This window comes from Corynebacterium propinquum DSM 44285, from assembly GCF_000375525.1.
GTDB lineage: Bacteria > Actinomycetota > Actinomycetes > Mycobacteriales > Mycobacteriaceae > Corynebacterium > Corynebacterium propinquum.
In genome coordinates this window covers 252,864-266,243 of record NZ_AQXC01000001.1, presented here as the reverse complement: position 1 = coordinate 266,243, position 13,380 = coordinate 252,864, and the positions used below count along the sequence as shown (strand labels likewise).

Sequence of the window (13,380 nt, the reverse complement as noted above, 5' to 3'; positions counted from 1 at the left end):
CCTTTTGAGGTTTTGTGGCGTCTAATGATGCACAGCGCACACGGGGAAAGAGAACAAGGAAAACAATAACTATGGCAACGAAGAAAAAAACTAGCGCTAAGAAAACGGAAAATGCGGGAGCAGATCGCCAAAAGGCACTCGATGCCGCAATGGCGATGATTGAAAAAGATTATGGCAAAGGCGCTGTCATGCGTCTGGGGGACGACGATCGCCCTCCAATTCAAGCTATTTCTTCGGGAAATACCGCAATCGACGTTGCCTTGGGCATTGGTGGTTTCCCGCGCGGGCGCGTTGTAGAAATCTACGGTCCGGAATCATCGGGTAAAACGACTGTGACCCTGCATGCCATTGCCGAGGCGCAGAAGGCAGGTGGCATTGCTGCGTTCATTGACGCTGAGCATGCTCTTGATCCAGAATACGCCCGTTTGCTGGGTGTCGACACCGATAACCTGCTAGTTTCGCAACCAGACACCGGCGAGCAAGCGTTGGAAATCGCCGATATGCTTGTGCGATCTGGCGCCATCGACATCATTGTGGTGGACTCAGTGGCAGCGCTGACTCCCAAGGCAGAAATCGAAGGCGAAATGGGTGATTCCCATGTTGGTCTGCAAGCTCGTCTGATGTCGCAGGCACTACGAAAGATGACCGGTGCGTTGTATAACTCTGGTACGACTGCGATCTTTATTAACCAGTTGCGTGAAAAGATTGGCGTCATGTTCGGTTCGCCTGAAACTACCACCGGTGGTAAAGCCCTGAAGTTTTATTCGTCAGTGCGCTGTGATATTCGCCGTATTCAGACGCTCAAGGACGGACAAGACTCCATCGGCAACCGTACCAAGCTCAAGGTTGTGAAGAACAAGGTATCGCCACCATTTAAGGTTGCTGAATTCGACATTATGTACGGCGAGGGTATCTCACGGGAGTCCTCGATCATTGACTTGTCTGTGGAAAACAACATCGTCAAGAAATCAGGCTCCTGGTTTACCTACGAAGGTGAGCAACTTGGGCAGGGCAAAGAAAAAGTCCGTCAGTTCCTCAAGTCCAATCCGGAGCTGAGTGACGAGCTGGAGCAAAAGATTTTCCAAAAACTAGGAATTGGAAAATATGCTGCTAAAAACAGTGGCGAGGAGAGCCTGGACGTTCCGGGCTCTGATACGCCATTGAGCGAACAAACAGGCGCAGACAGCGACACACCTGATTTTGATGACTCCGAAGAATAAACAACCTGTGGATCAGCCAGCTGGCGATCTGCACCCCAATCCGGAGAATATCGCTCGTCTGCGCGATGCAATTGCGCAGACGAGCGATAATTCTGATGGCTCGTCAATAATTGATTACGAGCTAGAAGAACAAAAAACTCCTGTGCGCAAAAAGGCACTTGGCTTGCTTAATTACCGCGCACGATCCGTCCAGGAATTGCGCGGTAAGCTTCTCGACGCAGAATTCGAAGCCAAAGTTATCGACGAGGTGATAGCGGATCTAGAGCGTGCGGATTTGCTTGATGATGAGAAATTTGCGCATGAGTGGGTTTATCAGCGGCACAATCGTCGCGGGAAAACCAGACTGGTGCTTGATCATGAGTTAGCGGACAAAGGTATTTCGCCGGCTATCCGTGCACAGGCCCTAGACCAGATTGACGACGACGATGAAGCTGAACTTGCCCAAGCCCTGGCAACGAAAAAAGCGAAGAAGGTCAAGCGCATCGACGACCGGGCGGGATATGACAAAGAGCTTCGAAAAATTGTTGGTGTGCTAGCCCGGCGAGGCTTTGGCCAGGGAATGGCTTTACGATACGCCAAACAGGCACTCGATGAACGCTGTGATGAGCTAGAGATGGATCCTCGCTAGCACAACAGATACTGTCCGTGATGATGGCCAGCAGCAAAGCGATAGTCTGCCTTGCTGCTGGCCATTGCGCTTATCTCGTGTGTTCCCTAGGGGCACGTTATGGCGTCGTAATGATCAACTCATTGTCGATTTCTGTGTACCGTGGTAGCCAAACTTGGGTTTTCGTGGCAACCTTGGTGTTCAATGAGAAAATACAATGGTAGGAAACTTCGGACTAGCACATAGCTCTAAGGCACGGCACCGTCGTGCGCACAGACTTTGTTTCACGGTAGGGGAGAGCATTAGTGACAGGTATTTCTGCCAACGGGCTGTATAAAATCTTCGGGAAAAACCCCAAGCGTGGCGTGGATGCACTACATCGCGGAGTTAGCCGCGCACAGTTGCGCGAAGACGGACTCACGGCTGCAGTTATTGATGCTAGCTTCGAAGTAGTCCCAGGAGAAGTATTTGTTGTCATGGGGCTTTCAGGCAGTGGTAAGTCTACTCTCATCCGCATGGTTAATGGTTTGCACCCAGCTACCGCTGGGGAACTGCGTCTAGGGGGCCACTTGATCACGGATATGTCCGAAGCTGAGCTCCGCGCAGTCCGCCGTGACACCATCTCGATGGTCTTTCAAAATTTCGCTCTACTACCGCACCGGACTGTCGGAGAAAATGCAGCGTATGGCTTAGAGGTCAAGGGCGTAAATAAGTCTGAGCGGGAAGAAAAAGCTCGGAAAGCTTTGCAAATGGTGGGATTAGAAGGCTGGTCACACTATCGGCCGGATGAATTATCAGGCGGAATGAAGCAACGCGTTGGCTTAGCGCGAGCGTTGGCGAACGATACCGATATTTTGCTCATGGATGAGGCTTTTTCTGCACTGGATCCGCTAATTCGCAAAGAAATGCAGGATCACCTGATGAATCTGCAACAAGAACTGGGCAAAACCGTATTGTTCATTACCCACGATCTCAATGAGGCGATGCGCATTGGTGATCGAATTGCGGTGATGCGTGATGGCCGGATTGAGCAAATAGGTACGGCTGGGGAGATCCTCCGTGAGCCTGCTAACGACTACGTCGCACAGTTCATTCACGATGTCGACCGTTCACGGGTATTGCTCGCCGGGGATATCTGTGAATCCGCAGCAACTCCGCTGTCGGATGAGCCAACCGCAGACAATGACCATATCGTCGCCGCGGATACCCCGATCTCCCAGTTATTTGCCCGCGCTGCACGCCACGAGCAACCACTCGTCGTCAAGAATAGCGATGGTGGGATCGACGGCATCATAACGAGAGAAACATTGCTTGCAGCCGCAGCTGATCATTCCGAAACCTCCGAAGAAGGTGGCCGCTAATGGCACTGAATGAAGAATTAGTCCCACGCATTCCGTTAGGAACTTGGGGCGACGATGCCTTGATGTGGCTACGGGAAAACGCCTCTATTGTTTTTGAGGTCTTTTCCACGGTCACGTCGTTTCTGGTCGAAGGTCTCGCCGACGGTTTGAAGGCAATACCGGCGTTCTTGTTGTTGTTCATTTTCGCGTTTGCCGGTTGGGCGCTGCGATCCTGGCGGCTTGCAATTGGTGTGGCATTAACTTTCTTGCTGGTTATGGGAATGCGGCAATGGGAGCAGATGCTGGACACCATGGCTTTGGTGATCATTGCGACGCTGGTTGCGGTGGTCATTGCAATTCCGGTGGGGATTTGGGCTGCGAAAAACGATCGCGTCTCCGCCGTGGTTCGCCCAATTTTGGATTTTATGCAGACCATGCCAGCCTTCGTATACCTACTGCCAGCGGTGATGTTTTTCTCCATCGGAGTGGTTCCGGGCACCTTCTCGACGATTATTTTTGCTCTGGCCCCGGGCGTGCGTATGACCGAATTGGGTATTCGCCACGTCGATGCGGAGACCGTCGAAGCTGGGCGCTCCTATGGTGCTACCGATCGCCAAATTCTTCGTGGCATCGAATTGCCCTTAGCCATGCCATCGATCATGGCCGGTATAAACCAGATCATCATGCTTTCGCTATCAATGGCAGTAATTGCAGGCATGGTTGGTGCCGACGGGTTAGGCAAAGAAGTCGTCGCGGCGATTTCCACGCTGAATCTGGCGCAAGGACTGGAAGCCGGCCTTGCAGTGGTAATCCTGGCGGTCTTTTTAGATCGTCTCACCGCAGCTCTGGGCAATCCTGGCGATTATCCGTCGTCGTTGCTTGCTCGTTGGCGCAAAAGGAAACGCGATAAGCACAAAGCACATTCGACCGTTACTGCAGGTGCCAAATAATGACAGAACACGTTAGCGAGGACACACTCACGCACTCGTTAACGCATAACTTCATATCGCAGTCAATCCCATGACATCTCTGTGAGTGGAGAAAGGACAACCCATGATTAACCGAAAACTTCTTGCCGGAGCAGGAGCTAGCGCCTTGGCGCTGACCCTAGCTGCCTGCGCTGATGACGGCGGCGATAGTGCAGCCAATGGCACTGGTGACGCGACGATTACCTTGGGCTACCTGCCGTCGTGGCCAGACGGATTGTCGACCGCCTATCTTATCGAGCACTTTTTGGAAGAAGCTGGCTACGAGGTCGAGCATGATCCGCAATCAGAAGCAGCCGTGCTCTACACCGCCGTAGCCAATGGCGATATCGATATGTATCCATCCGCGTGGCCGGAAATGACCCATGACCACTATATGGAAGAGCATGGCGACAACATCGAAGATCTGGGCGCTTACTATGACAATGCCCAATTGACGCTGGCGGTTCCGGAATATGTCGAAGGCGTCGACAAGATTGAGGATCTGAAAGGCCAAGGTGAGCGCTTCGGCGGCCGCATCGTGGGTATTGAGCCATCCGCCGGCTTGACTGACCAGACAGAAAACTCGGCGATGCCAGCTTATGATCTTGACGCTGAATACCAGCTGGCTACTTCTTCTACTCCTGCGATGCTGGCTGAGCTCGATGCCGCGATCCAGGATGAAGAAGATATTGTCGTGACTCTGTGGCGGCCACACTTTGCTAATCATGTCTTCCCGGTTCGTGATCTGGAAGATCCAGACAAGGTGATGGGCGAGGCCGAAGCGTTGCACTGGTTGGCGCGTAGCGGTTTCAGCGAGGAATTCCCAGAACTGGCCGATTGGTTCGCTGAGCTCAGCATGACTGATGAGGAATACGGTGCGCTGGAAGATCTCGTCGTCAACGAGTTTGAGGGCGAAGAAGACAAGGCCATTGCAGCCTGGCTCGAGCAGTACCCAGACGTCATTCCTGCAGCACCACAGCGTTCCTAGTTTGAGATAGGGCACCCGCAGGTGCTTTCTACAGGATGCCGATAGGACCGGTATTCGGTCGCTGGGGCGAAAGGCACTCAGCTAACCGGGTATCCGGCTGTTATGAACTCTCGCGGGAGGTCACTACAATGTCCTTCCGTGAGCATGCGCAACGAGAATAGGGAATACACCACCGAGATGCGGCAGAACGCAGTCGATATGACCACCGGCTCCACTGAGCAAGCAGACCCCGCGGGATCGCCGCGCACCTATGAGGTGCGCACCTTTGGTTGCCAAATGAACGTGCATGACTCAGAACGTTTGGCTGGGTTGCTGGAAGATGCGGGCTATGTCTCCGCCGCAGAATATGGCGCTCATGCCGGAGCGGATGCCGAATCGGTGCAACCTGATCTCATCGTATTTAACACCTGCGCAGTACGAGAAAATGCTGATCAGCGCTTATACGGAACTCTGGGTAATTTAAAAAAGACCAAGGAAAATCATCCTGGTATGCAGATTGCCGTAGGCGGCTGCCTGGCGCAAAAAGACAAAGACGCGGTTCTGAAAAATGCCCCGTGGGTCGATGCCGTTTTCGGCACCCACAACATGGGCTCGCTGCCGACGCTTTTGGAACGGGCGCGTCACAATGAGGAAGCCCAAGTAGAGATCGTTGATGCTTTGGAAGATTTCCCGTCTGTGTTGCCAGCCAAGCGCGAATCTGCTTATTCCGGATGGGTATCGATTTCTGTTGGGTGCAATAACACCTGCACATTTTGCATTGTGCCATCGTTGCGCGGTAAAGAAATTGACCGCCGCCCAGGAGATATTCTCGCGGAAGTGAAAGCGCTCGTGGACCAGGGCGTTAGTGAAGTTACCCTCCTCGGACAAAACGTGAATGCTTATGGGGTGAACTTCGTGGACCCTGACCTGAAGCGTGATCGAAGCGCGTTTTCGAAGTTGCTTGCAGCCTGTGCGCAGATTGAAGGATTGGACCGGCTGCGTTTTACCAGCCCACACCCTGCAGAATTCACGAGTGATGTGATTGACGTGATGGCGCAGTACCCGGTTATTTGTCCACAGTTGCACATGCCGTTGCAGTCGGGTTCGGACAAAGTGCTTAAAGATATGCGCCGTTCGTATCGCAGCAAGAAATTCATGAAAATCGTGGATGAGGCTCGAGAAAAAATTCCCGGAGCTGCAATTACCACCGATATCATTGTCGGATTTCCTGGTGAGACCGAAGAGGACTTCCAGGCGACGATGGATATCGTTCGCCGTGCTCGATTCTCCTCTGCTTTTACCTTCCAGTATTCCCCACGCCCAGGTACTCCCGCCGCGGACATGGATGAGCAGATCCCGAAGGATATCGTGCAGGATCGTTTTGAGCGCTTGGTGGCGCTACAAGACGAAATCATGCTGGAGGACAACCGTGCCCTGGTGGGCACCGAAGTAGAATTGCTAGTCCAAGCAGGCGGCGGACGGAAAAATGACAAGACGAATCGCCTATCTGGCCGTGCCCGTGATGGCCGTCTTGTGCATTTTAACCCTAGCGGCAATCTTGATGGCGAAATCCGCCCCGGCGATGTGGTCGTGACTACTGTGACCGCTGCGAAGCCATATTTCCTTATCGCGGACGGAGGTGTGAGCCACCACCGCCGCACGAAAGCTGGTGACATGTCCGGTGCCGGTAAGACCCCGAGCACTGCACCAGTGGGCGTGAGCTTGGGCTTGCCGACGGTTGCCACTCGCAGCAATTAGGCGCGTCTTATACCATCGGTGACATGTCTACTTCGTCCTCTTCGGAACCAGTGTCGGACTCATCATCATCGACCCCACAGCAGCCACAACCGCAGCAGTCACAGTCACAGGAGCCGACGCGCCGTCCGACTGCGGCCGAATCAGCCGTCGTCGAAAAGCGAGCCGCACGTACGATGACACTGGGGAAAGCCGCTTATGTCCTGATCGCAGCCATCGCTGGATATGTCGGGTTTCTGTTGTTGCCGTATGCCGGCAGCGCGCGCGGTTATGAAGCTCTGCTGGGAACCAGTGAGGTCACCACGACGATTGAACAGGTTCATGCAGTGCTGTTAACCGTCGGCATTGGTATCGCGAGCACTCTCGTGGTTATCACCCGCTTTGCTCCGGCGGGCCTGATTGGCTGGATGTGTGTGACCGTTGCGCTACCGTATTCGTTGTTCTCGTTGTGGGTGCGCCACACCGGGCCACATGATGGAGAAAATACTCCGCATTCCATTGGGATGTACGTTGGCATAGTGGCTGCTATTTTCGCGTTTGGGGCGTATTGTTCGGTGGCGCTGAAACGTAATCCGCAGCAGCAAGCCGCGGCTCGGATGCGCGCTGATTCGACCACTATTGACGATATTGCCCGCTTGCAGCGAGCATCGGGTATGGAAGTCCAGAACACGGATTATGATTCAAACCCGCTGTTTGTCGATGACCGACGTCGGCATGCAGCTTCGCGCACGCAAAGGGACAACTAACCTTCAGGTCCTCACCACTAATCTGCGGCTGTCTCGGCGGAGGGAAGTCGTTTTTCCCATGTCGAGCTGCAACTGAGCTCGACGGCACCAAGGCTGCGATAAAGTGAGCGCATATGGCCGGGCTGATCCGGGATGGATCCGTAAATCCGGTTCACGCTCGGCCACATTTCTTGTGCAGCGTGGATAGCTTCGAATTTCACGTGGCTTGCTAAGCCTTGCCGACGTCGCGTGCGGGCGGTCACGGTCAGTGTCCATTCCGCTACTGTTGGGTCGGAGCCATAGTGCCGCGCAATTTCGGTCAAGGCGCAAATCTTGTCTGTCTGCTTGTCGACGAGTGCGAACAACAAAGTCGAGCCACCGCGATCGCGCAATCGCTGGGCAGCTTGCTCCATACGGGTCGGTGTCCATTCGATGGGGTCGAGTTCCATCCCACCGCTGGGAACATCGATGGAAGCAACCGTTAACAGCTGTCGGATTTGCGGGGCGTATTCGTCGGCAATGGCGTAGTCCCGCCATGCCAACAGTCGATAGCCTGGGTGGTTTTCTGCTCCACTGTGTGCTTGCTGTCTGGCTACGTGCGTTTGTTCCGTAGCATGTTCCGCAGGGATATATGCCTGTATGTGCCCCAAATGGCGGTGGTAGCCGGAATCGATGATGGCAGGATAAAACGGGTCCGCATCTGGTGGGCAATCAGCCGGATGATGCACGGTAATCTGTGCACGGCTTCGCCCCAGTTGAGCCGCGATGTGCTCGGCGGAAGCGAGCAGCCGTGCCGTTACTTGCTTGGTCTTATCATCTGCGGATTCGCCGGGCAACGGTAGCAGGTCAATATCGAGGACGCATTCAATCTCGGCGATACTGGTATCTTCCAGTAGCGGCAATGTCAGGTGAATAAAACCAACAAAATTGGGTTCGCCACCCGGCCAAGCATGGCCGCGGATACCACACTCGCGCGGGTTATCCGTGGAACTAATGAGCGGATAGGACAGTTCAGAGACCTCGCCCAGTGGGGGCGCTTCGCACAGCGCGAATAGATACGTTGCTGACTCGGCTGAGCCTGCGAGTTGGGTGACTACACGTTCCGGTGCTGCAGAGGCAGCTGGATCCTGCGTCGCATCCTGCGCAGCTACGTTTGCGGCGAGGACGAAATCGCGGATTTCATCGCTAGGTGCAAGCAGCGTGTGTGCCTGCTGTGCATTCTGTGGCGTCTGCGGCCGCTGCCGACGGACGGGAGCAGCGAATTGGGCTACGTGCATCTAGTTGGTGGTATCGTCTAGGCTTTGCTCTGCCATCTGCGTCCATTCACGCCATTGGTTAGCCTGCTCGCGCAGAGCATTCGCTCGTGCTGCTTTTCCGGCCTTTTCCGCAGCTTCGGCTTGTGCGGCGAAATCATCGGCCTTCGCCTGGAATTGTGCGATCCGTGCCTGCGCCTCGGGGTCAGTGCGTTTCCACTCAGCTTCCTCTGCTTGTGAAACCCGGGCTTCTACTGCGGCAATTTTGTCCTCATATTCGCGCACTTGGCCACGGGGTACAAACCCGATTTCGTCCCACTGCTCTTGCAACTCCCGTAGCTTTTCGCGGGCGGTGGCAATGCCTTTGGCAGGGTCGACGAGCTCGTCGTACCGCGCGAGCAACTCGTCTTTGCGCTTTGCGTTGTTCGCAAACTCCTCGTCTTTTTCGGCCTGGGCAGCATCGCGCGCACTGAAGAATTTATCTTGTGCTGCACGGAAACGTGCCCAGAGAGCATCATCTGCGGCGCGGGGCGCGCGGCCAGCTGCTTTCCACTCCCGCATGAGATCGCGGTAGGCGCCTGCTGTACGGGACCAATCCGTGGAATTTTGCAAGGCTTCAGCCTTGTCCGCTAGGGATTCCTTTGTCTTTTGCGCTTGGGCGCGCTGCTTATCTAAGTCTGCGAAGTGTGCCCCACGGCGCCGGTGGAAACTGTCTCGGGCGCGGGAAAAGCGTTTCCACAACTCGTCATCAGTGGCACGGTCCAGTCCTTTAATGGACTTCCACTCTTGCACGATGCTGCGCAAGCGATCGCCGGAGGCCTTCCAATCGGTGGAATGCTCGGCGATTGCTTCGGCTTCTTCAGCCAGCGTGGTCTTTGCGGCTTCAGCAGCGGCAGCACGTTGTTGTTGGTCCCGTTGTGCTTGCTGGGCGGCGTCGTCGCAACGGTGGATAATTTCGGCAAGCCGCTGGTCGAGGGCAGGTAGGTCACCGACCACAGCTGCCTCCGCTAGGTTTTCACGTTGTGTCTGTGCTGAGCGTGCGATGTCGGCAGCATCGTGCGGATGAGCCCGCAGTCGAGTTTCGAGTACTTCCGCCTGGGTCGCTAATTCCTCGAACTTGGCGCCAAAATGCGCCAGGCCATCTGCACTGCTGCCAGCCTGCCAGGACCCCACTATGCGTTCGCTGCCGCTGAGCACGCTGGTGAGGTAGACCGTGCCGTCGTCGGTGATGTAGCCGTGCTCACTGGGTTTCGAGGAGATCGGCGCAGAAACAGGCACAGGAGTGGGCGTAGACGCGGACATGCCTGCCGTGCGGATGCCTCCATGTGAGCGTGGACCCGGCTTCGGCATGGATGCTGGGGATGGGCTGGGCGTGTGCTGCTGTGTCATGTCTGAGGGTCCTCGAATTTTCGTGAACTAATACTGTAAAACTCGTTGGGCAGTTGTGGACAGTTGATGGACAGTTTCTGCTCACTCCGCATATGACGAGTGAGCATCACTTGTGTTTTCAAACTTACCTGTCTCGATTTGATGATGTCACCAGAGCCTCCAGCTGTCTATGTGGTTAGGCGACTCATGGCGGAGGTCGTTATTCGCATTATGTGAAAAGCAGCGACGCTCGGTTAGGCTATTGCTTGTGATCTCGCAGCAGCCAAATCCGTCAAAATCGCCAGGGCCTGGCTCAGCGTCAGCCGCCTCGATAGGTCAGATAAACGCGCATGGTATGGAGTATTTCTGTCAGCTGTGCGTGGTGCCAACGAGCCCAGCGCTTGTTGCGGAATTGGCTCCAGCCGATCCTGCAAGTGCTGAGATCCGTGAACACATCCGGGGCCTACTCACTGATCTCATCGAGAAGGACACGGCTGGTGAAAACACGGCTGGTGAAAATGCAGTCAGCGAGATCGTACTTGTTGGATCGCAGGATCCGCAGTGGCGGACAGCGCATCGCGGGAGTTTTCGGGCGTGGGGTGCTCCACAGGTTCAGCTTGCCGACGGCTACTTTCTCGCGGAACTCGTGCTGCGCTATCTGTGCGTGGAATGGGAGCATCTCATCAGTGCAAGCTATCCCAGCCTGGTGGAGCTGCTGACTTCGCATCGTTTAACTCCAGAAACGGTCGTGTTGTTGGGTATTGATGGGAGCGCGGGGTTGGGGCCACGTGCACCTTTGGCCGAGCTGCCAGCCGCACCAGCAGCCGATCGTTGGGCACGGGCCTTGTTGGACAGCGGCAGTGCTAAAACGAGCGCTAGCGCTAGTGTTGTGGATCATGACGCCGACGCATATTACGCACGAGATGGGGAAGCGGAACCTGCTGGGCGGGTGTCGGAAAAGTTGCCTGCGTTTACTGAGCGACCGAGCAGCCAGCAGCTGCAGGGCGCCGGTATCCGGGAACCGGCCTTGTGGCTCGAGCTAGCTTCGCTACATGCTGCTGGAGCATTGACGCAGATGAAATTGCGGCATGCGGATGTCAGCCATGGGGTGGCTCGCTATATTGCGACTGGGCAGATTATTGGGCGCACTGGCAAGAAAGGGGATGAGGTGTGCACGGACAGCCTGGAGTAGGTAGGGCCAGCAACGGAAGGAACAACGCTGACAAGGACAACCCCATGACATTAGATTCACCAGTGCAGGAGCCGACAAAATGCAGTAGCTCTGGTCTGCGCCCGATCGCAGTTGTGGGGCCTACTGGTGCCGGAAAATCCGAATTGGGGTTGGCGCTTGCGCGCGAATTTGACGGTGAGGTGGTCAATGTTGATTCCATGCAGCTCTACCAAGGGATGGATATTGGAACTGCAAAACTTGCCCCGGAAGAACGCGGTGGTATCCCGCACCACCAGTTAGATGTTCTTACTGTGAGAGATACTGCCTCAGTGGCGGAGTATCAGCGTGCCGCCGTCGCGGATGTCGACGACATCTTGGCTCGAGGGAAAACCCCGATTATGGTCGGCGGTTCCATGATGTATGCCCAGGCGCTCCTTGATCAATGGGAATTTCCGCCAACGAAGCCAGCCGTGCGCGATAAATATTATGAGCGACAACACAGGCTGGGAACGAAAGCGTTGCATGCTGAGCTAGCCGAGATTGATCCCGCTGCCGCACAAATCATTGAGGAAAATGACCCCAGGCGGATCGTGCGCGCATTAGAAGTCATCGAACTCACGGGTAAACCATTTCGCGCTAGTCAACCCGATAAAACTGCTGCTTACCGCTGGAATACTACTGTTTTTGGCTTGCGCGCTGATCCCGCGTGGTATGCCGAGCGTATTGCATTACGCACTGCAACCATGTTTGTCTCCGGGCTTGTCGACGAGGTCCGTAATCTCATCGACGAGGGACTTGTGGCGGATTCCACCGCTGGACGTGCAATCGGTTATTCGCAGGTGCTCGCGCTGCTTGCTGGCGAGCTGACAGAAGAGGAAGCTGAAGAACAAACGCTAATCGCGACGAGACAATATGCGCGACGGCAACGGTCCTGGTTTCGCCGTGATAAGCGCATCACGTGGTTGGATGCGGTGGCGGATCCTTATACCCAAGCCTTGCGCCAGCTAGACAAACGCTAGCCATTGCTTTAATCATGCGTAAACTGGGTGGTTGTGAACTTCCAGATTGATTTTGCTAAGGGCCATGGCACCCACAACGACTTTGTCATCATCGATGATCCGAACAATCAACGGGATTTAACGGAAGACCAGGTGCGGGCGCTTTGTGATCGCACCGGTGGAATCGGTGCTGACGGAGTCTTGCGAGTGGTGCGTACACAGCATCTGATCCCACACGTGCCTGCGGCAGCGGATTCTGCTGCCACGTGGTTTATGGATTACCGCAATGCAGATGGTTCCATCGCCGAAATGTGTGGCAACGGTACCCGCGTATTTGCGCATTGGTTGTACCGCCAAGGCTACGAAACTACCAACCATTTTCTCATCGGTACGCGAGCTGGTGATAGGACAGTCACCGTTGCCGAGGCAGACGAGCATGGGCGAGGCCCGGATAACCAGCAAGCAGTTGTCAGCGTCGAAATGGGGCACGCTGAGGTTACTGGCTTGTCGACGGCGCAGGTTGGGAAGGAAAAATTCGCTGGTCTCGCTGTGGATGTCGGTAACCCACACTTGGCCGTAGTAGTTCCCGGCTGGGAAGCAAAGGATATTGCGAACCTGGCACTTGAAGCGCCGCGTCTGGATGATGATTTTTTCCCATCCGGTGCAAACCTAGAGATAGCAACTCCGCTCGTCGATGGCACCACACACATGCGGGTGTTTGAACGTGGCGTTGGTGAAACGAAGTCGTGTGGCACCGGTACTGTTGCCACGGCGTGTGCTGCGCTCGCAGAAACAGGTAAGGCAGAAGGGACGGTGCGTGTCGTCGTACCTGGTGGCGAAGTGGAAGTAGAAATCCGTGCCGATGGTGCCACATTGACTGGGCCATCGCGCATCGTGGCTCGCGGAACATTCACGATCGAACTCAATGCAGACAACTCAATGCAGAATCAGTGCAATGAGATAGAGAATTAGCGCTATAGAGAATGCGATAACCGGGGGATAAGACGG

Annotated in this window: 12 protein-coding genes; 10 read left to right on the top strand and 2 right to left on the bottom strand. The window is 55.1% G+C overall.

The genetic code is table 11. The annotated features are described in order from the left end of the window. Positions 1 to 71 precede the first annotated feature (71 nt). The 7 genes from recA (at position 72) to B142_RS11500 (ending at position 7,603) form a co-directional block, all read left to right on the top strand. Positions 72 to 1,220 carry a recombinase RecA gene (gene recA, locus B142_RS0101250; RefSeq protein WP_018119722.1) on the top strand — a complete coding sequence of 383 codons (1,149 nt, stop codon included), beginning with the start codon at positions 72 to 74 and terminating at the stop codon, positions 1,218 to 1,220. Next, positions 1,204 to 1,848, top strand: a complete 645-nt coding sequence (locus B142_RS0101245) for a regulatory protein RecX (RefSeq protein WP_049148882.1) — start codon at positions 1,204 to 1,206, stop codon at positions 1,846 to 1,848. Before recA ends, B142_RS0101245 begins: the two co-directional genes overlap by 17 nt. Before the next feature lie 284 nt (positions 1,849 to 2,132). Then, entirely contained in the window at positions 2,133 to 3,188 is a 1,056-nt protein-coding gene (locus B142_RS0101240) for a quaternary amine ABC transporter ATP-binding protein (protein ID WP_018119720.1), read from the top strand. Continuing rightward, positions 3,188 to 4,117, top strand: a complete 930-nt coding sequence (locus B142_RS0101235; RefSeq protein WP_018119719.1) for an ABC transporter permease — start codon at positions 3,188 to 3,190, stop codon at positions 4,115 to 4,117. Before B142_RS0101240 ends, B142_RS0101235 begins: the two co-directional genes overlap by 1 nt. 103 nt (positions 4,118 to 4,220) lie before the next feature. Continuing rightward, positions 4,221 to 5,123, top strand: coding sequence for a glycine betaine ABC transporter substrate-binding protein (locus B142_RS0101230; RefSeq protein WP_018119718.1), 903 nt, complete (start codon positions 4,221 to 4,223; stop codon positions 5,121 to 5,123). Positions 5,124 to 5,321: 198 nt separating this feature from the next. After that, positions 5,322 to 6,860 (top strand): tRNA (N6-isopentenyl adenosine(37)-C2)-methylthiotransferase MiaB, encoded by a 1,539-nt coding sequence (gene miaB / locus B142_RS0101225; protein ID WP_026167733.1) that lies wholly within the window; start codon positions 5,322 to 5,324, stop codon positions 6,858 to 6,860. A gap of 23 nt (positions 6,861 to 6,883) precedes the next feature. Then, positions 6,884 to 7,603, top strand: a complete 720-nt coding sequence (locus tag B142_RS11500; RefSeq protein WP_018119716.1) for an Rv2732c family membrane protein — start codon at positions 6,884 to 6,886, stop codon at positions 7,601 to 7,603. Positions 7,604 to 7,620: 17 nt separating this feature from the next. On the opposite strand, the gene B142_RS11495 is transcribed toward B142_RS11500, so the two are convergent. Next, on the bottom strand, positions 7,621 to 8,859 hold the full coding sequence (locus tag B142_RS11495) for a hypothetical protein (RefSeq protein WP_018119715.1): 1,239 nt from the start codon (positions 8,857 to 8,859) through the stop codon (positions 7,621 to 7,623). Then, positions 8,860 to 10,224, bottom strand: coding sequence for a DUF349 domain-containing protein (locus tag B142_RS0101210; protein WP_026167732.1), 1,365 nt, complete (start codon positions 10,222 to 10,224; stop codon positions 8,860 to 8,862). A 334-nt stretch (positions 10,225 to 10,558) separates the two neighbouring features. On the opposite strand from B142_RS0101210, the gene B142_RS12795 reads away from it, so the two are divergent. The 3 genes from B142_RS12795 to dapF are packed head-to-tail and all read left to right on the top strand — an operon-like array spanning position 10,559 to position 13,344. Then, positions 10,559 to 11,395 carry a hypothetical protein gene (locus tag B142_RS12795; RefSeq protein WP_018119713.1) on the top strand — a complete coding sequence of 279 codons (837 nt, stop codon included), beginning with the start codon at positions 10,559 to 10,561 and terminating at the stop codon, positions 11,393 to 11,395. A 44-nt stretch (positions 11,396 to 11,439) separates the two neighbouring features. After that, on the top strand, positions 11,440 to 12,393 hold the full coding sequence (gene miaA, locus B142_RS0101200) for a tRNA (adenosine(37)-N6)-dimethylallyltransferase MiaA (RefSeq protein ID WP_018119712.1): 954 nt from the start codon (positions 11,440 to 11,442) through the stop codon (positions 12,391 to 12,393). Between the two features lie 45 nt (positions 12,394 to 12,438). Further along, complete coding sequence (gene dapF, locus B142_RS0101195; RefSeq protein WP_049148953.1) at positions 12,439 to 13,344, top strand: diaminopimelate epimerase; 906 nt, start codon at positions 12,439 to 12,441, stop codon at positions 13,342 to 13,344. Positions 13,345 to 13,380: the final 36 nt, after the last annotated feature.